22 protein-coding genes are annotated in these 18,647 nt (G+C 69.5%); 8 read left to right on the top strand and 14 right to left on the bottom strand.

The genetic code is table 11. The features are described from left to right. Nucleotides 1-13: 13 nt before the first annotated feature. The 4 genes from EL493_RS02790 to EL493_RS02775 are packed head-to-tail and all read right to left on the bottom strand — an operon-like array spanning nt 14 to nt 4,384. On the bottom strand, nt 14-1,042 hold the full coding sequence (locus EL493_RS02790) for an aminotransferase class I/II-fold pyridoxal phosphate-dependent enzyme (RefSeq protein ID WP_022566711.1): 1,029 nt from the start codon (nt 1,040-1,042) through the stop codon (nt 14-16). Next, the gene (locus tag EL493_RS02785; protein WP_022566710.1) at nt 1,039-2,052 is read right to left on the bottom strand and encodes a 3-oxoacyl-ACP synthase III family protein; all 1,014 of its coding nucleotides are present in this window, start codon (nt 2,050-2,052) and stop codon (nt 1,039-1,041) included. Before EL493_RS02785 ends, EL493_RS02790 begins: the two co-directional genes overlap by 4 nt. Before the next feature lie 2 nt (nt 2,053-2,054). Further along, nucleotides 2,055-2,714: a hypothetical protein gene (locus EL493_RS02780; protein WP_019049932.1), complete on the bottom strand. Its 660-nt coding sequence runs from the start codon at nt 2,712-2,714 to the stop codon at nt 2,055-2,057. Beyond that, nucleotides 2,711-4,384 carry a thiamine pyrophosphate-binding protein gene (locus EL493_RS02775; protein ID WP_022566709.1) on the bottom strand — a complete coding sequence of 558 codons (1,674 nt, stop codon included), beginning with the start codon at nt 4,382-4,384 and terminating at the stop codon, nt 2,711-2,713. The genes EL493_RS02780 and EL493_RS02775 overlap by 4 nt, the downstream gene beginning before the upstream one ends. A 174-nt stretch (nt 4,385-4,558) precedes the next feature. Here EL493_RS02775 and EL493_RS02770 point away from each other — a divergent pair, with 174 nt between their 5' ends. The 3 genes from EL493_RS02770 (at nt 4,559) to EL493_RS02760 (ending at nt 6,936) form a co-directional block, all read left to right on the top strand. Continuing rightward, nucleotides 4,559-5,086, top strand: a complete 528-nt coding sequence (locus EL493_RS02770) for an EXLDI protein (protein ID WP_019049930.1) — start codon at nt 4,559-4,561, stop codon at nt 5,084-5,086. A gap of 111 nt (nt 5,087-5,197) precedes the next feature. Next, on the top strand, nt 5,198-6,160 hold the full coding sequence (locus EL493_RS02765; RefSeq protein ID WP_019049929.1) for a daunorubicin resistance protein DrrA family ABC transporter ATP-binding protein: 963 nt from the start codon (nt 5,198-5,200) through the stop codon (nt 6,158-6,160). Next, nucleotides 6,157-6,936: an ABC transporter permease gene (locus tag EL493_RS02760; RefSeq protein ID WP_019049928.1), complete on the top strand. Its 780-nt coding sequence runs from the start codon at nt 6,157-6,159 to the stop codon at nt 6,934-6,936. The genes EL493_RS02765 and EL493_RS02760 overlap by 4 nt, the downstream gene beginning before the upstream one ends. Nucleotides 6,937-6,985: 49 nt before the next feature. Here the strand turns inward: EL493_RS02760 and EL493_RS02755 are convergent, their stop codons facing one another. The 3 genes from EL493_RS02755 to EL493_RS02745 form a co-directional block, all read right to left on the bottom strand. Beyond that, nucleotides 6,986-7,684: a zf-HC2 domain-containing protein gene (locus EL493_RS02755; RefSeq protein ID WP_019049927.1), complete on the bottom strand. Its 699-nt coding sequence runs from the start codon at nt 7,682-7,684 to the stop codon at nt 6,986-6,988. Beyond that, nucleotides 7,681-8,190, bottom strand: a complete 510-nt coding sequence (locus EL493_RS02750; RefSeq protein ID WP_019049926.1) for a sigma-70 family RNA polymerase sigma factor — start codon at nt 8,188-8,190, stop codon at nt 7,681-7,683. The genes EL493_RS02755 and EL493_RS02750 overlap by 4 nt, the downstream gene beginning before the upstream one ends. A 68-nt stretch (nt 8,191-8,258) precedes the next feature. After that, nucleotides 8,259-8,897: a YqgE/AlgH family protein gene (locus tag EL493_RS02745; RefSeq protein WP_022566708.1), complete on the bottom strand. Its 639-nt coding sequence runs from the start codon at nt 8,895-8,897 to the stop codon at nt 8,259-8,261. Nucleotides 8,898-9,003: 106 nt separating this feature from the next. Between EL493_RS02745 and EL493_RS02740 the strand changes: the two genes are divergently transcribed. After that, nucleotides 9,004-9,765 (top strand): lysophospholipid acyltransferase family protein, encoded by a 762-nt coding sequence (locus EL493_RS02740; protein ID WP_019049924.1) that lies wholly within the window; start codon nt 9,004-9,006, stop codon nt 9,763-9,765. Here the strand turns inward: EL493_RS02740 and EL493_RS02735 are convergent. Next, nucleotides 9,759-10,070: a GNAT family N-acetyltransferase gene (locus EL493_RS02735; protein WP_019049923.1), complete on the bottom strand. Its 312-nt coding sequence runs from the start codon at nt 10,068-10,070 to the stop codon at nt 9,759-9,761. The two genes, EL493_RS02740 and EL493_RS02735, sit on opposite strands and share 7 nt — an antisense overlap. A gap of 113 nt (nt 10,071-10,183) precedes the next feature. On the opposite strand from EL493_RS02735, the gene EL493_RS02730 reads away from it, so the two are divergent. Further along, nucleotides 10,184-11,317, top strand: coding sequence for a glycerate kinase (locus EL493_RS02730; RefSeq protein ID WP_022566707.1), 1,134 nt, complete (start codon nt 10,184-10,186; stop codon nt 11,315-11,317). Nucleotides 11,318-11,321: 4 nt separating this feature from the next. Here EL493_RS02730 and EL493_RS02725 read toward each other — a convergent pair whose 3' ends face one another. Next, nucleotides 11,322-11,705, bottom strand: coding sequence for a winged helix-turn-helix transcriptional regulator (locus EL493_RS02725; protein ID WP_022566706.1), 384 nt, complete (start codon nt 11,703-11,705; stop codon nt 11,322-11,324). 144 nt (nt 11,706-11,849) lie between these two features. On the opposite strand from EL493_RS02725, the gene EL493_RS02720 reads away from it, so the two are divergent. Next, nucleotides 11,850-12,725: an NAD(P)-dependent oxidoreductase gene (locus EL493_RS02720; protein WP_019049920.1), complete on the top strand. Its 876-nt coding sequence runs from the start codon at nt 11,850-11,852 to the stop codon at nt 12,723-12,725. A gap of 51 nt (nt 12,726-12,776) precedes the next feature. Here EL493_RS02720 and EL493_RS02715 read toward each other — a convergent pair whose 3' ends face one another. From EL493_RS02715 to EL493_RS02705, 3 genes are read right to left on the bottom strand one after another with little or no spacing between them, the layout of a single operon-like run. Next, a complete protein-coding gene (locus EL493_RS02715) occupies nt 12,777-13,013 on the bottom strand; it encodes a helix-turn-helix transcriptional regulator (protein ID WP_019049919.1) in 237 nt (78 codons plus the stop codon). Further along, nucleotides 13,003-13,839, bottom strand: coding sequence for an ABC transporter permease (locus EL493_RS02710; protein ID WP_019049918.1), 837 nt, complete (start codon nt 13,837-13,839; stop codon nt 13,003-13,005). The genes EL493_RS02715 and EL493_RS02710 overlap by 11 nt, the downstream gene beginning before the upstream one ends. Then, nucleotides 13,836-14,765 (bottom strand): ABC transporter ATP-binding protein, encoded by a 930-nt coding sequence (locus EL493_RS02705; RefSeq protein WP_022566705.1) that lies wholly within the window; start codon nt 14,763-14,765, stop codon nt 13,836-13,838. Before EL493_RS02705 ends, EL493_RS02710 begins: the two co-directional genes overlap by 4 nt. A 180-nt stretch (nt 14,766-14,945) precedes the next feature. Here EL493_RS02705 and EL493_RS02700 point away from each other — a divergent pair, with 180 nt between their 5' ends. Then, nucleotides 14,946-15,392 (top strand): nitroreductase family deazaflavin-dependent oxidoreductase, encoded by a 447-nt coding sequence (locus tag EL493_RS02700; RefSeq protein ID WP_022566704.1) that lies wholly within the window; start codon nt 14,946-14,948, stop codon nt 15,390-15,392. Between the two features lie 97 nt (nt 15,393-15,489). Here EL493_RS02700 and aroQ read toward each other — a convergent pair whose 3' ends face one another. Both aroQ and EL493_RS02690 read right to left on the bottom strand, forming a co-directional pair. After that, complete coding sequence (gene aroQ / locus EL493_RS02695; RefSeq protein WP_019049915.1) at nt 15,490-15,954, bottom strand: type II 3-dehydroquinate dehydratase; 465 nt, start codon at nt 15,952-15,954, stop codon at nt 15,490-15,492. A gap of 15 nt (nt 15,955-15,969) precedes the next feature. Further along, nucleotides 15,970-16,548, bottom strand: coding sequence for a hypothetical protein (locus EL493_RS02690; RefSeq protein ID WP_019049914.1), 579 nt, complete (start codon nt 16,546-16,548; stop codon nt 15,970-15,972). A 429-nt stretch (nt 16,549-16,977) separates the two neighbouring features. Here EL493_RS02690 and EL493_RS02685 point away from each other — a divergent pair, with 429 nt between their 5' ends. Beyond that, a complete protein-coding gene (locus EL493_RS02685; RefSeq protein ID WP_019049913.1) occupies nt 16,978-18,615 on the top strand; it encodes an NTF2-like N-terminal transpeptidase domain-containing protein in 1,638 nt (545 codons plus the stop codon). Nucleotides 18,616-18,647: the final 32 nt, after the last annotated feature.

Raw genomic sequence — 18,647 nt, 5'->3', positions numbered from 1 at the left:
CAGACCGCCCTGGTCAGCGCAGATCGGCCAAGGCCGCGTGCACGGCGTGGCCCGCCAGCGGGTCTCCGACGGCGATCCTGGCGCTGCCGTCGGGATAGGCCTTGGCCTTGATCCCCGCCCGACGTAGCGCCGTAGCCACTCCCGGACCAGGTAGATACAGGAAGTTGGCCTGGCTGCGTGGCACGTCGATTCCGCAGGCGCGCAACAGCATCCGCAGGTTCTCGCGTTCGACTTTGATCTGGTCGACCCGGGCGCGCAGCTCGGCACCGGCGGCATAGGCCGCGCGCACGGCGGCGACCGCCGCACTCGCCACTCCGAAGGGCAGCTGCTGTCCGCGTACGCGCTCGATCAGCGGCCCGCGTCCCACGCAGTACCCGATCCGCAATCCGGCCAGCCCGTACGCTTTCGAGAAGGTGCGCAGGACGAGCAGATTCGAGTGCCTTTGCAGCATGGCGTGCAGGTCGAGCTGGTCGACGGGGTCGAGGAACTCCACGTAGGCCTCGTCGAGCAGCACCGGCACCCGATGCGGGACCGAGGCCAGGAACGACCGCACAGCCCCCGCGTCGAGCACCGTTCCGGTCGGATTGTGTGGCCTGCACAGCACGACCAACCCGGTGCGCCGGGTGACCGCGCGGCGCAGGGCGGCCAGGTCCTGGTTGCCCGCGGTGTCCAGCGGAACGGGGATCAGCGACAGGCCGGCCATGTCGGCCAGCAGCGGATAGCCGTCGAAAGTCGGTGTGCTGGTGACCAGTTCACCACCACCGAGGGCGCGCATCACCTGCATCGCGACGCCGGTGGCGCCCGCGCCGACCACCACCTCGGCGGTCGGCAGCCCGAGGTGTTCGGCGATGATCCGCGGTAGCTGTTCGGGCAGGAACTCCGGGTAGCGGTTCGCCTCGGCGAGGGTGTCGTTCACGGCGGTGATGATGGACGGCAGTGGGGGAAAGGGATTCTCGCTGAGCGAGAGGTCGAACAGGGTGGGGCGCGCCCCGGTGCGGAACCGACGGGAGGGGGTCGTCGGTTCCGCCAGCCAGGTGGTCATCGGGCCGCGCCCCACCGCACGGCGGCGGCGCCGGCGAAGTCGCCCGCGTGCGCGAACGCCGACATCAGCACCACCGAGCCGTTGCGCAACCGGCCCGCGCGGTTCTCGACGTCGAGGGTCACCGGAATGCCAGCGGCGAACAGGTTTCCGCAGCTGTCGAAGGTGTCGGGATGCCGTTCGGCGGGCAGTTCCAGCGCGTCGTGCCAGTTGCGCAGGAACAGCCGGTTGGGCTGATTGGTGACGAAGGTGTCGATGTCGCGGCCCTTCACGCCGATGTGATCGCACACCGCCAGCGCCACCTCGGGGACGAGCCGATTGCCGCGCGCGAACACCTTGGTGATCTTGGATTCGGTGAAGCTCACGCAGCCCTGGCCCTCGCCGGGTTCCCAGTACTTGCGCGGGCCGTTGGTGGAGAAGTCCATGTCACCGGCGAATTCGGGGTAGGTGCGGCATTCGATGTCGAGGATCGGCGCCGAATCGTCGCGACGCAGCAGGCCGATGCCGCAGCCGTCGCCCGGCACCGGCGCCTGCGCGAGCTTGCGGATCTCGGGCTGGGTGAACACCGGGCCCGCGCAGTTCTGGGCGGCGACGATCAGGGCGGTCCTGGCGTCGCTGGTGGCCATGATCATCCGGGCCAGCGCCATCATGTGCACGAAGGCCGCGCAGCCGCCGTTGTGCACATCGAGCACGTGCGCCGGTTTCGCGCCGAGCCGCCGCGCCAGCTCGGGGCCCGCGCCCAGCACCGGATTGTCGGGGAGCTGGGTGTGGGTGATGATGATGTCGATCTCGGCGGCCAGGCCGTCGCCGTGCCGTTCGCGCAGCGGCGCGAAGGCCCGTTCGGCCATGTCGACGGCGGTTTCGTCGCGGGTGACGTGATGGCGGCCCGCGGGGGACCGGAACATCACGTTCTTGGCCATCCGCTCGGACCGGGAGTACTGGGTGAAGTATTCGGTCGGGACCGGGTCGCCGGGCAGGTAGCTCGCGACGTCGATCAGACTCACCTGGGGCATGTTCACTGCATCCACTCCGGCTTGATCGGCAGCCCGTTGGCCGCGCGGTATTCACAGATGGCCTTGAGGTTGTCCAGCTCGAGCTGGTGGCCGGCGGAGAACATCTCCCAGAAGTCGCCGACCCACACCGGCCGCTTGGGCGGCGCCGTCTCGGGATAGCCGTTCTCGTCGTAGAAGGGATGGCGGCAGTTGACCCACAGCACCACCGAGCCGGGCTTGTCGAACACCACCTGCGCGTCCACGACCCGCATCAGGTAGATCATCCACAGGTGCGCGGACTGGTCCCAGGCGCAGTGGTAGTCGACGGTCATCGCGTCGGGATGCGCGACGGTCCTGGTGTAGCACTTGGTGGTGTCGCCGAGGCGGTCGTGCGAGAGCCACAGGCCCGGCTCGTCGGTCTCGGTGAAGCCGCGCAGGCTGTAGGTCCATTCCTCCAGCGAGCGGGTGTCGGCCAGGTACTCGTAGACCTCGCGCGGCGGTGCGGCGATGTAGGTCTGCACGGGGCAGTAGTCGCCGTAGATCTGATCGTGCGGATACACCGACCGGAGCATGTCCATGATGATCGGCGTCGTCGCCTCCTTGTCGGAGTTCTCGATGCGCAGTACGCCGGGGATCACCCCCTCGGGGATGTCGCTGAGTGCGGGCAGGGCGCTGGTTGTCACTGGTTACTCCTCGCGGCGTCGATGGTCGACAGGAAAGGCTGGAAGGGCGGGATCTCGTCGGGGTCGCACAGGATTTCGACGAAGGCGGGACCGGCGGCGGCGAAGCTGTCGCGCAGCGCGCCGGGCAGGTCGCCGGGGTCCTCGACGGTGCGGGCGGGCAGGCCGGGGAACATGGCGCCGATGCCTGCTCCCAGCTGTGCGGGCTGGAATCGGTTGAAGCTGTAGCGGTCTCGGTAGTAGAGCTGTTCACGGGTGACGCACATGGCGTGCGCGTTGTTGTTGAACACCACGAAGGTGACGGGCAGGTCGTGTTCGACGGCGGTGTGCAGTTCCATGCCGTGCATGTAGAACGAGCCGTCGCCGGCGATCACGATCGTGCGATGCGGACCGTCGGCGGCGTCGCGCCGGGCGAAGGCGGAACCGATGCCCGCGCCGAACGCGTAGCCCATTCCGCCCATCCCGAGGGCGACGACGAATCGTCCGTCTTCGGGCACCCGCAGGTAATGCACCACGGCGGCCCCGGTGTTACCCGCATCGGCGAAAATGTCGGAACCCGAGGGCAATTCGCGCTGAATCGCCTCGACGACGGTGCGGTAGCGCAGGCCGGGCCCGGTGGCGTCGGGCACCGTCATCGCGGTGAGGCCGGGGGTGGAGCCGCTGTGCGCGGCGCCGCCGATGCGGGTGCGCAGGGCGGTGAGGGACTGGGCGAGGTCGGCGCTGGTGACGTGTCGCGCGGCCGGATACGGCGGCAGCGCGCCGATGCTCAGCAGCGGGATGTCGGCCAGGGCCGCGTCGAGTCCGGCGCGCGCGGTGACCGGCAGCCGGGTGCCGATCAGCAGGCAGGCGCTCGCCGAGGTCAGCGCCGCGAGGAGTTCGGGATGACCCATGCTGCCCGCGACGCCGCAGTAGCCGGGACCGGTGTTGGGGTAGACGTCCTTGGCGTCGGGTGCGAGGCCGATCACGGCGTCGAGCGCGGCCACGAGGTCGCCGAGTTCGGCGCGGGCGTCGTCCCTGGCGATCTGATCGCCCGCGATGATCACGACCTTGCCGGTGCGCCGGGCGGCCACCAGCTCGGCGGCGATGGGATCGATCGACGTCGCGGGTTCCGCCGCGCGGTTCCGGCGTGATGATGGGGGCGCGGGCGGCATCGGTTGCTGCTGAACATCTTTGGGGATCAGCAGGACGGCGGGCCCGCCTTCATAGGCCGCCGCGACGGCTGCCGCGAGCTGGGCGGGGAGCTCGGCCGGATCGGTGACCCGGGCGCAGTATCTGCTGACAGCGCCGAACAGTGCTGTCGCGTCGAGGGATTCGGCGAGTCCGCTCGAATCCTGGAAGGCGCCGTTGCCCTCCAGTGCGGTCGGCGGCTGGCCGACCAGTGCCAGCACCGGCACGCGGGAGGCGTAGGACTCGGCGAGTCCGGCGACCAGATTCATCGCACCCCCGCCGGATGTCGCGGCGACGACGCCGAGACCGCCGGTGCTGCGCGCGTAACCGTCAGCCATGGTGGCCGCCGAGAACTCGTGCTTGGCGACGATGCCCGCCGGCAAACCGCCCGCGTCGAAGACGGCGTCGTACAGGTCCTCGATATTGGCGCCGTCGACGCCGAAGATATGGGTGACCCCCAGCCCGGATACCGTGTCCACCAGATAGTCGACCACTCTGTCCGGCATCGGCCCTCCTTCATCGCGTTCCGCGTGTACTGGTCGGGTACCCGTCCTGACCAGCGGGTATCGACGGACGGATCGTCGCGTACACGAGGAATACGGCGTGGCCGTGACGGCGGTTCAGAGGGTGGGCGGAATCCACCCCTTGTGTGTACGTATACATCTACGTATAGTGGGTTCATGCCCAACAAGACGATCTACGTGGCCGACGACGACCTGCCTCTGTTCCAGCGGGCGCAGGAGCTCGTCGGTGGCAACATCTCCGGCGCGGTCGTCGCCGCGCTCCGGCGGTTCATCGAACTGGAGGAGGGTCGCGAGGCCGGCTTCGAGGAGATCGTGCTCCAGGTGGGCCGCGACGGCGTGCGCCAGGTGCGCTTCCAGGGCTCGCTGCTGGGCGAATGGCGCGATGTCGGCGACGAGCGGGTGCTGCACCAGCAGGTCTACCGCAGTCGCAAGGGCAAGCTGGTGCTGCACACGCACACCGCGGCGTGGAAGGACTACCCCACCGGCGAGGCCGCCGGTGACATGAAGGACTGGAAGTACTGGCGCCGGATGTTCGGCATCGGTGACCGCGCCTGGGACTGGGGCGACTACGAGTACGAGATCCTCGACGACGTGGCAGCCCTGAAGGGGCGCGTGCCCGACAAGCTCTACCGCAAGGTCGAGGACATCCAGTCGCATCCGCAGATCGAGGAGCTCGACATCTAGCCCCCGGTCCACAACCGCACAGCACACCGACTACCGCAGCCCCTGGGGGCTGTGTCGATAACTCATGCATTTATTCGCAGTAATGAATGCGAATTCTGGAAAGGAACGACCATGGTCAACTCGGCCATCACGGCACGGGGCCTGCGCAAGGCCTACGGCGAGCACACGGTCCTCGACGGCATCGACCTCGCCGTCACCGAGGGCACGATCTTCTCCCTGCTCGGCCCCAACGGCGCGGGCAAGACCACCACGGTGCAGATCCTCACTACGCTCATCGCGGCCGACGGTGGCGAGATCACCGTCGGCGGCCGCGACGTGGTGTCGGACCGGGACGGGGTGCGCGAGCTGATCGGCGTCACCGGGCAGTTCGCCGCCGTCGACGAATTGCTGACCGGCCGCGAGAACCTGCAGATGATGGGCGATCTGCACCACCTGCCCCGCCGCGAGACCCGCGCGCTGGTTACCGCGCTGCTGGAACGCTTCGACCTGGTCGAGGCCGCCGACAAGCCGGCGAGCACCTACTCCGGCGGCATGACCCGCAGGCTCGACCTGGCCATGACCCTGGTCGGCGACCCGGCGGTGATCTTCCTCGACGAGCCGACCACCGGCCTCGACCCGCGCAGCCGCCGCGCCATCTGGGACATCATCCGCGGGCTGGTCGACGAACGCGGCGTCACCGTCTTCCTCACCACCCAGTATCTGGAGGAGGCCGACCAGCTGGCCGACCGCATCGCGGTGCTCGACCACGGCCGCATCGTCGCCGAAGGCACAGCGGCGGAACTGAAGCGGCTGATCCCGGGCGGGCACATCCGCATCGATTTCGCCGACCAGCACGCGCTGGCCGCCGCGCGGTACGCGCTCGGCGAGTCCGCTCGCGTGCTCGACGGCGGCGACGGTCTCACCCTGGCCGTGCCCAGCGACGGCGGCGTGCGTTCCCTGCGCGCCGTCCTCGACCGGCTCGACGCCGAGAACATCGAAGCGGGCGGCATTTCCGTGCACACCCCGAATCTGGACGACGTCTTCCTCACCCTCACCGGCCGCGCCACCATCACCGAGCAGGAGACCCTGGCATGAGCACCACCACCGTGGCGAACAGGTACGCCTTCGCCGACACCATGACCATGTTGCGGCGCAACATCATCCACGCCAAGCGCTACCCGAGCATGGTCTTCGGCATCCTGATCATGCCGACCGTGCTGCTGCTGGTGTTCAACTACGTCTTCGGCGGGGCGCTGGAGAAGTCCTCCGGCGGTGAGTACATCGACTACCTGGCACCGGGCATGCTGTTGCTGCTGCCCGCGTACATGACGGTGTCGGTGGCCGTCTCCATCGCCACCGACAAGAGCAAGGGCATCGTCAATCGCTTTCGGGTGATGGCGATCTCGCAGTCCTCGATGCTCACCGGGCATGTGCTCGGCGCGCTCGTCCAGGCGCTGGGCGGCATGGCCGTGATGACCGGTGTCGCGCTGCTGATCGGTTTCCGGCCGAACGCGAGCCCGGTCGAATGGGTGGCCGCCTTCGGGCTGCTCAGCCTGGTGACCTTCGCCTTCACCTGGCTGGCGATTGCCCTCGGCCTGCTCTCGCCCAACCCCGAGAGTGCCAGCAACGCACCGTTTCCCATCGTGATGATGCCGTTCCTGGGCAGCGGCCTGGTCGCCACCGACACGATGCCGGTCGGCCTGCGCCAGTTCGCCGAATACCAGCCCTTCACCCCCATCACCGAAACCCTGCGCGGGCTGCTGATGGGCACCGAGATCGGCGTGAACGGCTGGGTCTCGCTCGGCTGGTGCGCGGTGATCGCCGGTGGCGGCTACTTCTGGTCCAAGAGCATCTTCGCCAAGCAGAGCTGACCCGCCCGACCCGAACAGCCCCGGCTTCGTCCGGGGCTGTTCGGCGTGGTCAGAGCTGGGCCTCCAGGATGGTGCGGCCCGAGTCGATCGAGGTGATCTCGACCTTGTCGATCGAGTCCGGCGGGGCGTCGATGGTGCGGTCGACGGTGAGTTCGGTGCCGGGGCCCGCGGGCCACTGGTCCAGTTCCCAGCGCTGGTCGCCCGCCGTGACGACCAGGCCGTAGGTCCGGGTGTAGCTGGAGCCGTAGGCGCTGGGGGCGTAGCGGCAGGTCATCACCAGGCGGGTGCGGTCGCCGTCGCGGACCAGCTTGACCTCGGCGCTGACCGGGGTCTGCTCGACCGCGGTCAGCTGCTGGGCGGCCACGATCTGTGCGGTGGGGGTGTCCGAGCGGGCGACGGCGACGGTCACCGGAATGGCGATGGCCACCGCGGCCGCGGCCGCCGCCACCGCGCTGCCGATGCCGATCCAGCGACCGCGCCTGCGCCGCTTGGCGGCCGCCGCGGCCAGCGACGGGATCAGGTCGGGCGCCTGGGGCGCCACCGGCTCCGGCGCCTCGATCAGCGACAGCGCGGTGTCGCGGTCGACCAGCGCCAGCAGGCCGGGCATACCGGCCAGGTCGGCGACGGCCTCGGTGCAGTGCGGGCAGTCGAGCAGGTGCGTCTCGTATTCGTGGCGCTCGGCCGCGCCCAGCGAACCGAGGACGTAGGCGGCGTCCCAGGTGCTGTACTCGTCGGCGAGGTCGGTCATCGGTTCGTCACCCCCATCTCCTGTAGTGCCAGGCGCATGGCGCGCATGCCGTAGTGCAGGCGCGACTTCACCGTCCCCGGCGGGATGCCGAGCTCGTCGGCGATCTGCTGCATCCCGAGTCCGCGATAGTAGGCCCGCACGATCACCTCGCGGTGATCCGGGCTCAGGGTGGCCAGCGCGTCGGCCACCAGCCAGCCGTCCAGCGCCCGGTCGGACTGGTCGGGACTGACCTGCTCGGGCGGGGTGTCGGTGCCGAACTCGCGGCGGTGCCGGGCGCTGCGATGCTCGTCGACGGCGAGATTACGGGCCACGGTGAACAACCACGCGCGCGGTGAGGTCTCGGTCTGCTCCAGCACCGCGGGCCGCTGCCAGGCGCGTAACAACGTCTCCTGCACGATGTCCTCGGCGCGGCCCGGGTCGTGGACCAGGCCGAGGGTGAAGCGCCACAGCGCGGGCGCGTGCTCGGCGTAGAGCGCGCGCATCAGTTCGTCGCGACCGTCGTCCATCGGCGGTCCGGGTCACTGCTCGTCGATATTCATGGTGTCACTCCTGCTCTGTCGAAGGAGTAACGGGATCAGTTGCGTTCGAGTTCAATCGGATGGGTCGCCAGCAGGGCCAGCGGCAGCGGCTGGCGACGCAGCACCGTCGCCCACAGATCGTGCCGGTCGGTGGCGATCGGGTCCGACGGCAGCGCCGACACCACGATCCAGTCCTCGTTGTCGAGCTCTCCGTCGAGCTGGCCCATCGACCAGCCCGCGTAACCCGCGAACACGCGGATGCCCTCGACCAGCGGGCCGATCTCGGCGGGATCGGCGTCCAGGTCCACCAGCACCACCCGGCCGTCGACCCGGCGCAGGCCGCGCACGTCGGAGATGTCGGCGCCGGTGCGCAGCGTGCCCAGGCACAGCGCGGCGTCGCGTTTGACCGGGCCGCCGATGTAGAGGTCCGTCGGCAGGGCGGCCAGACCCGCCCAGTTGGGCAGCACGTCGCGGACCGGGGTCTCGCTCGGGCGGTTCAGCACGACGCCGAGACTGCCCGCGTCGTTGTGCTCGATGACGTACACCACGGTCCGGCGGAAGGTGGGTTCCACCAGGTCGATCGCCGACACCAGCAGGTTGCCGGCGCGCACGCCCACCGCGGGATACCCGCGCCGCCGGTCGTCACCGTGCTCGTCGCGAGTCCGGCGCTCGTCCGGGTCGTCTCCGCGTGCCACCGAGCCATCATCGCATTGGACCGCCGTCGCGCGCTCCCCGCGGATGGCTCCGGACCGGAAAATTTCTGGTCCGACCGGCTGTGGACCCGCCCGGTAGGGTCACGTCATGCACTCGCCCGAGGTCCTTCTCGAAAACAGCGACGCCGTGTACGACTACTACCTGGAACATCAGCAGAACAGGTGGAAGGCGCTGGCGTCCTATGCGGTCCTGGCCCGCCGGTTCCGGCCTCGGGTGGCCTTCGCCGAGGGTGCCAAGCGGCAGCTACAGGCGCTGGTCCGGGGCGGCAGGCCGGTGATCTTCGCGATCAATCACCTCTCGACCAGCGATCCGTACACCGTGGCCGCCGCCGCGTGGCGCTCGCCGCTGCGCCGCCGGATCGGCCGGATGCGGGTGCTGGCCAAGGACGAGCTGTTCGTGGATCCCGAGCAGCGCCGCAAGGTCGACATGATGGGCGGCATCCCGGTGTTCCGCGGCAAGGACCACGGCATCAGGGCGGTCAACGCCGCCGGTCAGCGCATGATGGACGTCTGCGCGCAGCGGCTGGCCGCCGGTGACCACCTGGCGATCTTCCCCGAGGGCACCTGCAACGACGTCGACCCGGCGAAGGTGCAGGCGGTCGGCAGCGGCATCGGCCACATCGCCTTCCGCGCGGCCAAGCTGAACGCGCCGCCCGCGCTGGTGGCGCTGGCGATGAGTTACGGCCCGCGCGCCGATCCCACGGTGGAACCGACCGCGGCGGAGGTCGTCTCGTCCCGGTTCTACTTCCGGGAGCCGGTGCTGGAACTGCCGCAGCGGCCCGCCGACATCGCCCGGCTCGTCAAGGACGAACTGCAGCTGGCCGTCGACGGGGCCGTCGCGGCCTACTGAGGCAGCCCGAACAGCGCGCGCGCCCGCTGCGGGACCAGCGAGATGTATTCGGGGTGGGTCTTGACGAAATGCAGGACCATCGGGCACAGCGGCAACACGCTGAACCCTTCGGCGCGGCTCGCGTCGAGCGCCGCCTGCGCGAGCGTGTTCGCCAGCCCGCGGCCCTCGAACCGGGGATAGACCTCGGTGTGCACGAGGGCGCGTTCGGCCCCGGTGTCCTGGTACTCGATGTAGCCGGCGGGGGTACCGTCGGCGGTGAGTTCGAACCGCTCGAGCGCGGCGTTGTTGCGGACCTCGGTCGCCATGCGTCGAAACTACCCGGCCGGGACGTCGGGGTCTGTACATGGCGGGTTCCGGCCGGAGCCCGGACAATGGCGGGATGATCGGTCAGCGCCCGCGCACGCCTGGAGGACACAGCATGACCGATGGACCACGAGTGGTGCTCGCCCCGGACAAGTTCAAGGGGTCCCTCACCGCGCCGGAGGTGGCCGCGGCGCTGGCCGCGGGCATCCATCGCGGCGATCCGGCGGCCGACGTGCGGTGCGTGCCGGTCGCCGACGGCGGCGACGGCATGGTCGACGCGTTCGTCGCGGCGGGCTGGGACCGGGTCGAGATCGCGGCGCCCGGCCCGACCGGGGAACCGTCGCGCGCGGTCTACGCCCTGCACGGCGACACCGCGGTGGTGGAACTCGCGGCCGCCGTCGGGGTGGCCAAGCTGCCCGCGGGCAGGCTCGATCCGCTCGGCGCCAACACCGTGGGCCTGGGGCGGGCGGTCGTCCACGCGCTCGACAACGGCGCGCGCGAGATCGTGCTCGGTCTCGGTGGCAGCGCGTCCAGCGACGGCGGCGTCGGTCTGCTGTCCGCGCTCGGGCTGCGCCTGCTCGACCAGGACGGGCGCGAATTGCCCGTCGACGCGGCCGGTTTCGATACCGTCGCGCTGCTGAGCCGGGTCGTCGCGGTGGATCGCGCCGGTCTGCATCCCGCGATCGCGCAGGCCCGCTTCACCCTCGCCTGCGATGTGGACAACCCGCTGCTCGGCCCGGCGGGCGCGGTCGCGGTGTACGCGCCGCAGAAGGGCGCCGACCCGCGTCAGATGGCGAATCTGGAAGCGGCCTTGACGAATTGGGCCGCCGTCCTCGGCACCGGGTACGCCGAGATCGGCGGCGCCGGCGCGGCGGGCGGGACCGGTTTCGGCGCGCTGGCCGTCCTCGGCGCCCAGGTCCGCAGCGGCATCGACGTGCTGCTCGAGCTGCTGGAATTCCGGGCGCTGCTAGCCGGTGCGCAGCTGGTGGTGACGGGCGAGGGGTCGCTGGATCACCAGAGCATGCGCGGGAAGGCGCCGGTGGGGGTGGCCGCGGCGGCCAAGGCGGCGGGCGTGCCGGTGGTGGCCGCGGTGGGTCGGACGATGTTGTCGCCCGGGGAGATTCGCGCGGCGGGCTTCACCGAGTGCTACACCCTCGCCGATCTCGAACCCGATCCCGCGCGGTCGATCGCGAACGCCGCCGCGCTGCTCGAACGCGTCGGTGAGCGCATCGCGGGCAAGCGCTGGTGAGTGCCTAGCCCGCCACCGAACTGACCGCCGCCGTCCTGGCGGGCGCGACGGTGCCCGCGTTCGCGGCCAGTTCGGCGCGGTGGTCGTCGCCCCAGGTCTCCAGCGGCTCCAGCGCCTGCCGGAGGGTCTCGCCGAGGGCGGTCAGCGAGTACTCCACCCGGGGCGGGATCTCGGGGAAGATCTCGCGGTGCACCACCCCCGCGCTCTCCAGCTGGCGCAGGTTCTCGGTGAGTACCTTCTCGCTGACGCCGGTCAGCAGCCGGCGGATGGTGCCGAACCGCTGCGGGCCCGCGCCGAGCGCCCACATCAGGTGCAACTTCCACTTGCCGCCGACGACGTCGATGGCCAAGCTCATGCCGCACACGTCGTGATCTGCGTCACTGCTCATCGTTGGTGCACCCCTTCCGACGGTATTTCGAACCTCGAGGTAAGCAACCGCACTCCGACGTTCGGTCTTCCCGACGATACCGGCCCGGACCACGATGGATTCCGGCGCCGAACCATCGACCATCGAGAACCGAAGGGGCATCTGATGTCCGAACAGTCCACCCGCTCCGTCTCCGTCCTCGGCCTCGGCCCGATGGGCCAGGCCATGGTCCGCGCCCTGCTGGCGGCGGGCGTCGAGGTCACCGTGTGGAATCGCAGTACCGAGAAGGTCGACGCCATGGTGGCGCTGGGCGCCAAGCGCGCCGACAGCGTCGCCGAGGCATTGGCCGCCAACACCGTCTCGGTGCTGAGCCTGACCCACTACGCCGCCATGTACGACGTACTCGGCCAGGCTCCGGAAGCCCTGGCGGGCAAGGTGATCGCCAACCTGTCCTCGGATTCGCCGGAGAAGGCGCGCGCCGGCGCGGCCTGGGTCCGCGAACGCGGGGCCGAGTTCCTCTCCGGCGGGGTGATGTCGGCCGGGGACAATATCGAGCACCCGGCCTCGTACATCTTCTACAGCGGCCCGAAGGAAGTGTTCGACGCGCACGCGGAGCTGCTGCGCCCGCTGAGCCCGCAGGAGTACCTGGGCACCGACGACGGCCTGGCCCAGGTGTTCTACCAGGCGCTGCTGACAACCTTCCATCCCTGGCTGCTCTCCTTCGACCAGGCCACCGCGATGATCGCGCAGTCCGGTCACGACATCGCCCAGTTCGTGCCGTTCGCCATCCGCTCCAGCCAGGCGTACCCGTACTTCATGGAGCAGTTCTCCGAGGCCAACCAGAACGGTGGCTGGGCCGATCTGGCCTCGCTGAAGATGATGGTGGCCGGCGCGCAGCACATCATCGACGCCAGTGAGGAGGTCGGCGTCGACGCGGCGTTCTCGCACCTGTCGCAGTCGTACTGGCGCAAGGCGGTCGCCGCGAGCGAGGCGGCGGGCAAGCCGGTGTCGACCTACGAATTGCTGCGCGGCACAGACTGATCCGCGCACGGCGAAGCCGCCCGGACCCCGAAGGTCGGGCGGCTCGCCGGGTCAGGCCGTCTCGGCGCCGAGCCGGGGGAACGGCTCGGTGGAGAACACCACCTCCACCGCGACCTCGAAGTAGGCCGCGATCCGCAAGGCCAGATGCAGGCTGGGGCTGTACTCGCCCCGTTCCAGGTAGCCGACGGTCTGGTAGTGCACACAGAGTGCCTCGGCCAGGTCCCGCCGCGAGATGCCGCGCTCGGCGCGCAGCATCGCGATGCGGTTGTAGATGACCTCAGAAGGCACGCTGCATCGCCTTGTCCCTGCGGGCTGCCATGGCGGCGCCGGATTCACGACCGGCCATGCGCCGCAACACGATCGGCGCGAGCAGCGAACCGGCGACGGCCCAGACGCCGAGCACCGCGGCGGTCTCCAGGTGCCGCCACGACTGGTCGATCTCGATCGCGGCGGCATCGCCGGGCAGCAGGGCCGAACGCATGCCGAGGCCGAGCCAGTACATCGGGAACAGCTGGCCCACCGCCTGCAGCCAGCCGGGCAGCGCGGTGATGGGGTAGAAGATGCCGGAGATGGCGATCAGGCCCATCAGCGGCATGGTGAGCAGGAACGCGGTGCGTGTGTCGAGGACGCTGCCGAGTATCGCGCCGAACGGCAGCACCGCCAGCAGCCCGAGCAGTACGACCCACGCGAAGGTCGCCGCCGCGCCGAGTCCGCTCAGCGAGGAGCCGCCGATGATCACCATGCCCACACCGAGCACGATAACGACCTGCGCGATCACCGAGCCCGTCGAGGACACGATCTTGCCGGTGAAGTAGCCGGTCATGCCCTTCGGGATCGCCTTGGCACGCAGCAGCGTGCCGTCCTCGCGGTCCAGGACCAGCACATTGAGCAGGGCGTACATGCCGTTGAAGGCGATGATGGCGCCGAGCAGACCCGGTAGGGCCAGCTCGGCGACCGACAGGCCCGAGTCGCCGTAGGTCTTGTTCCGCAGCAGGAACAGCACGCCCAGTGTGATCGCTGAGGTGAGGAACTGGCCGATCAGGTCGGGCGCGTTGGTGAAGGCCTGTCGCAGTTCGATCAGGCCGCGGGTGACGCCGATCCGGACGGTGCTCATCGGGTGACCTCCGCGAGAGTGTGGACGGCGGGGTGGTCGGCGCCGGATTCCGCGCGCCGGACCAGTGCCATGTAGGTGTCCTCGAGCGAGGCCCGCCGGACCTCGAGATCGGCGATCGCCTCGCCGTGCTGTTTGAACAGCTCGTGCACGTACTTGGTGGACTCGGTGGTGGTGTGGACGAATCGTTGCCCGTCGACGCTCCAGCTCACCTGCGCCTCACCGGCGATCGAGCGGGACAGCTCGTCCGGTGACCCGTCGGCGATCAGCCTGCCACCGGCCAGGATCAGCAGCCGGTCGGCCAGCTTCTCCGCCTCGTCCAGGTCGTGGGTGGTGAGCAGGACGGTGGTCTCCTCGAGATCCGCCAGCCGGTGCACCAGATCGTGGAAGTCGCGCCGCGCCGCCGGATCGAAACCCGCGGTGGGTTCGTCCATGAACAGCAGGTCGGGCTTGCCTACGATGCCGATGGCCACGTCGAGCCTGCGGCGCTGGCCGCCGGAGAGCGTGGCGATCTTGGCGTTCGCCTGTTCGGTGAGGCCGACCAGCTCGATCAGTTCGTCGGTGTCCCAGGGGCGGTGCGTCGTGCTCGTGGCGTAGGGGGCGTAGAACGAGCCGAGGTGCCCCAGCAGTTCGCGTACCCGCCATTTGGCGTGGTCGCGCCAGGATTGCAGGACCACGCCGACGCGGGCGCGCCACTGTTCGTCACCGTGTTCGGGATCGGCCCCCAGCACGTCGACCTGTCCGGCCGACCGTCTGCGGAACCCCTCGAGGATCTCGATGGTGGTGGTCTTGCCCGCGCCGTTGGGGCCGAGCATGACGAGCACTTCGCCCCGCCTGGCCTGGAACGTCACGTCGTGCAGCACGTCGGTGTCGTCATACCGCATGCGCAATTGCCGAACGTCGAGAACGACGCTGTTGCTCGAAGTCATGATTCCTCCCAGTCATCGACCTTCGATGAGATGTATCATACGTACTACATTCCATCGCGGCAATGCTTCGGCGGAAACGGACATTTCGAAAACAGAGAGCACTGCTCTTGACAGCCTGGACCGACGGGCGCATGCTTGTACTCAACAGAGAGCAGTGCTCACAGTTCAGGAGTGATCAGCATGGACAACGCCACCCGCTACCTCGGCCCCACCGGCATCGACCCGATCATGAACAAGATCGCCAACCTGCTGCCCAGGCTCGGGATCAGCATCATGGGTTCGCGGCTGCTGGCCGTGCGTGGCCGCAAGAGCGGGGAATGGCGCACCACCATGGTCAACGTGATGACCGCCGCCGACGGCGCGCGCTACCTGGTCGCCCCGCGCGGGCACACCCAGTGGGTGCGCAACCTGCGCGTCGCGGGCGACGGCGAACTGCGCCTCGGCCGCAAGACCGAGACCTTCACCGCCACCGAGATCGCCGACGCCGACAAGGTCCCGCTGCTGCGGCTCTACCTGGAGAAGTGGGGCTGGGAGGTCGGCAAGTTCTTCGAGGGCGTCGACAAGAACGCGACCGACGCCGAACTCGCCGCCATCGCACCAGGATTCCCGGTCTTCCGGATCGCCTGACCACGGACGTACATGGGTAACTCACCGGGCACGGGCAAGCTCGACGATCACCGAACCGTCGGCCGCCGACGCGTCGGTACTCCCGCCTGAGCCTGGCCTAAATACGCGGAGAGGCGGAACGGCTCAAAAACTCGATGGCCGCGGCGTAGCCCTGGATGCCGAGGCCGGCGATGACCGCGGTCGCGATCGGGGAGACGAACGAATGGTGCCGAAACTCCTCGCGCGCGTGCACATTGCTGATGTGCACCTCCACGATCGGCACCTCCGGGATCACCAGGGCGTCGCGCAACGCGACGGAGGTGTGGGTGAGACCGCCGGGATTGATCACGATCGCCGACACCACACCGCGCGCCTGCTGGATCAGATCGATCAGCGCGCCTTCGTGATTGGACTGGAAGGTCTGCACGGTGCGGCCGAACCGCGCGGCCGTCCGCTCGCACAGCGCCACCACGTCGTCGAGGGTGTCGGCGCCGTAGATCTCCGGCTGACGGGTGCCGAGCATGTTCAGATTCGGCCCGTTCACGACGAGGATCGGGCCGGTGGCCTGCACGGTGTCTGCCATGCAGGCCACCTTAATTCACTGGCCGGTCGGGCCTTCGGCGCGCAGGTCGTCGACCTTGCGCATGGCCTCGCGGAGTTCGGCGAGCCAGGACTCGGCGTGCTTGCCCGCCAGTTTCACCGTCCAGGCCAGCGCGTCGGCGCGGGAGCGGGCCACGCCCGCGTCGATCAGGGTGTCGAGGACCTTGCGTTCGGGCTGGCGTAGCCGGGTCATCACCGGGACGGCCAGGTGGGTGAACAGGATCCGCTGCCCGTCGACCTTGACGCCCCAGGCCACACTGCGGCCGTAGCGGCGCTGGGCCTCGTCGGCGATCTGCATCCGGGCCGGCCGGGTGGCCTCGCGGAAGCGGGCCAGCGCGCCCTCCCGCGTCGCCGCCGACACGGGGGTGTCGGCGTCACCGGAGGTGGGCTTGGGTTCGGGGAGCTCGCCGACGACGACGATCTCGTCGCGATCGATCTCGATCTCGGGTGGGCCGGTGAACCAGTCGGCGGGCAATCGTCCGGCGAACCAGTCGGGCGCGTCGGCCGGGTCGGGGAGATCGGCTTGCTGCCAGCCCCCGGGACGGCCGAATCCACGTTCGCGATGGGCGTTCCGCATGGAAATCACCTGCTATCTCTGTTGCGCTCGTTGCGATGATTACAAGATTACGCCCATATATGCGTAGTGGTTTATGCTCTGCGTGAACGGCGCTGTTCCCGATCGCGGGCGGGGGTTGGCGCCGACGGCACCTGGGTATCCCCGTCATTGAATCGCCGGACAATGCGAGATCCGCACAACTCGGCGCGCCTGTCGGTACGGTAAGCGCGCCAGATGTTGCCACTGGCTGGGCGAGGTTCGAAATCAGCCCCTCATCGAGGGGAGATTTCGGGCACAATCGAGGTGCTGAGGTCGGGTAGCGTCCCGTGTTACCGGGGCATCGGAGACGGGTCAACTTCCGGTACGGTGGATTTGTTACCGGAGTGGCAAGAGTGAAGAGTGGGCGATATGGATGTGTGGGGATCCCGCCGCTTTCGCGTCCGGGGCGCAATGGCGATCGCGGGGGTTGCGACCCTCGCCATCGCGCTGTGCTCGTGCGGAGTGGGTGGGAAGCCGAGTGAGGCGGAATCGGTTGTCCAGCGATTCACCGACCTGCTCGACACGCAGGACTACACCAAAGCCGCCGATCTCACCTCCTATCCCGCCGCCGCTTCGGCAACCATGAAGCAAATGTTCGAGGGCCTGGCGACCGGGAAGGTCGACTACGAGACCTCGCAGGTCATCGATCTCGATCCGCAGTCGGCGATCTTCAGCATGGACGTCGCCTGGAATTTCGGCGAGCACAAGGACTGGACCTACACGATCCAGGGCACCGTCCGGAAGCTCGCGATCGGCTGGCGGATCTCCTGGGATCCGGCCGTCGTGATGCCGCAGCTGGCCGACAAGCGCACCGTCAAGCTCGTGCGCACCACCGCCAAGCCGCCGCCGCGGGTGGTCGACCTGTCCGGCGACGCGCTGATGACCGAGCAGACGATCAACGTCATCAAGATCGACCCGAGCCGCACCGGCGACCTCGTCGGCTCCACCAACGCGCTGGCCGACGCCATCGAACCGGTCGCGCCGCTGATCACCGGCCCGTCGCTGATGCAGCAGCTGGCCGCGTCGCAGGGCCAGCCGGTGATCGCGGTGAACCTGCGCGAGGGCGACTTCGAGATCCTGGAACCGCGCATGGCCAGGGTGCCCGGCGTGGTGATGGAGAAGCAGCCCAAGCTGATCTCGGCCGACCGCCGCACCTGGTCGCCCATGCTCGACGCGCTGCGCGAGGTGTGGAAGGACAGCCAGGAGACCACCGCGGGCTGGGGTGTGCAGATCTTCGAAGCCGACGGCCGCTTCGTCAGCCAGGTCGCGGGGTACCAGGGTCCGGCCGGGCCCGACATCTCCGCCACCATGGACCAGCGCCTGCAGCGCGCCGCCGAGGACGCGGTGGTCAGCGTCGGCACGCCGGCCTCGGTGGTGGCCATCCAGCCCTCCACCGGCGCGGTCGTCGCCGTCGCGCAGAACAGCTACGCCACCGAGAAGGGGCCCATCGCGTTCACCGGGCTGTTCCCGGCGGGCGGCACCATGGAGCTGTTCCGCACCGTCGCCGCCGCCGCGAAGAACAAAGCGCCGCAGGATGTCTCGGTCCAGGAGGCCGCGGAGGCGGCCACCGCGCTCGGCGTCGGGGTGGACTTCAAGGTGCACGGGCTCGACGAGGTGACCGGGCGGATCAGCGCGCCGGGGCGCAGCACCGAGCAAGTCCGCCAAGGCGCGGGCGCCGACGCGGTGCTGGCCAGCCCGTTCGGGATGGCGATCGCCGCGGCCGCGATCTCGCGCGGCTCGGTGGTGCCGCCGATGATCGAGAACGGCAAGCCGAGCACCACCGACACTCCGGTGCCCGGCCTCACCCCGCCCGCGGTCGACCGGCTGCGCGGGCTCATGCACGAGGGCATCGGCAAGCCGGAAACGGCTGCGCTGCGCGGCTTCCGGGATGTCACCGCCTTCGCGGCGACCGGCGGCACCGACGGCTGGCTGCTGGCCACCATGGGCGACCTGGTCTTCGCGGTGCACATCGCCGATGTCGACAGTGGCGACGCCACCTCGCGCCTGGCCGCCGTACTGCTGAAATCACTCGCTTCTCCGGAGCCGTAAACAGGCTGCAAGTACAGAGTGTGCACTGGTCA

The sequence above is a fragment of the Nocardia asteroides genome, assembly GCF_900637185.1.
In the GTDB taxonomy this organism is placed as follows: domain Bacteria; phylum Actinomycetota; class Actinomycetes; order Mycobacteriales; family Mycobacteriaceae; genus Nocardia; species Nocardia asteroides.
This window is presented reverse-complemented; position numbering and strand designations above follow the sequence as displayed.

What these genes read in the sequence shown, in the direction of transcription:
- EL493_RS02700 (WP_022566704.1), top strand. Translation starts at nt 14,946, where the DNA reads ATGGACAACGCCACCCGCTACCTCGGCCCCACCGGCATCGACCCGATC.
- EL493_RS02750 (WP_019049926.1), bottom strand. Translation starts at nt 8,190, where the DNA reads ATGGACGACGGTCGCGACGAACTGATGCGCGCGCTCTACGCCGAGCAC.
- EL493_RS02705 (WP_022566705.1), bottom strand. Translation starts at nt 14,765, where the DNA reads ATGACTTCGAGCAACAGCGTCGTTCTCGACGTTCGGCAATTGCGCATG.
- EL493_RS02765 (WP_019049929.1), top strand. Translation starts at nt 5,198, where the DNA reads ATGGTCAACTCGGCCATCACGGCACGGGGCCTGCGCAAGGCCTACGGC.
- EL493_RS02785 (WP_022566710.1), bottom strand. Translation starts at nt 2,052, where the DNA reads ATGCCCCAGGTGAGTCTGATCGACGTCGCGAGCTACCTGCCCGGCGAC.
- EL493_RS02685 (WP_019049913.1), top strand. Translation starts at nt 16,978, where the DNA reads ATGGCGATCGCGGGGGTTGCGACCCTCGCCATCGCGCTGTGCTCGTGC.
- EL493_RS02740 (WP_019049924.1), top strand. Translation starts at nt 9,004, where the DNA reads ATGCACTCGCCCGAGGTCCTTCTCGAAAACAGCGACGCCGTGTACGAC.
- EL493_RS02755 (WP_019049927.1), bottom strand. Translation starts at nt 7,684, where the DNA reads ATGACCGACCTCGCCGACGAGTACAGCACCTGGGACGCCGCCTACGTC.
- EL493_RS02735 (WP_019049923.1), bottom strand. Translation starts at nt 10,070, where the DNA reads ATGGCGACCGAGGTCCGCAACAACGCCGCGCTCGAGCGGTTCGAACTC.
- EL493_RS02760 (WP_019049928.1), top strand. Translation starts at nt 6,157, where the DNA reads ATGAGCACCACCACCGTGGCGAACAGGTACGCCTTCGCCGACACCATG.
- EL493_RS02730 (WP_022566707.1), top strand. Translation starts at nt 10,184, where the DNA reads ATGACCGATGGACCACGAGTGGTGCTCGCCCCGGACAAGTTCAAGGGG.
- aroQ (WP_019049915.1), bottom strand. Translation starts at nt 15,954, where the DNA reads ATGGCAGACACCGTGCAGGCCACCGGCCCGATCCTCGTCGTGAACGGG.
- EL493_RS02720 (WP_019049920.1), top strand. Translation starts at nt 11,850, where the DNA reads ATGTCCGAACAGTCCACCCGCTCCGTCTCCGTCCTCGGCCTCGGCCCG.
- EL493_RS02790 (WP_022566711.1), bottom strand. Translation starts at nt 1,042, where the DNA reads ATGACCACCTGGCTGGCGGAACCGACGACCCCCTCCCGTCGGTTCCGC.
- EL493_RS02710 (WP_019049918.1), bottom strand. Translation starts at nt 13,839, where the DNA reads ATGAGCACCGTCCGGATCGGCGTCACCCGCGGCCTGATCGAACTGCGA.
- EL493_RS02690 (WP_019049914.1), bottom strand. Translation starts at nt 16,548, where the DNA reads ATGCGGAACGCCCATCGCGAACGTGGATTCGGCCGTCCCGGGGGCTGG.
- EL493_RS02770 (WP_019049930.1), top strand. Translation starts at nt 4,559, where the DNA reads ATGCCCAACAAGACGATCTACGTGGCCGACGACGACCTGCCTCTGTTC.
- EL493_RS02725 (WP_022566706.1), bottom strand. Translation starts at nt 11,705, where the DNA reads ATGAGCAGTGACGCAGATCACGACGTGTGCGGCATGAGCTTGGCCATC.
- EL493_RS02775 (WP_022566709.1), bottom strand. Translation starts at nt 4,384, where the DNA reads ATGCCGGACAGAGTGGTCGACTATCTGGTGGACACGGTATCCGGGCTG.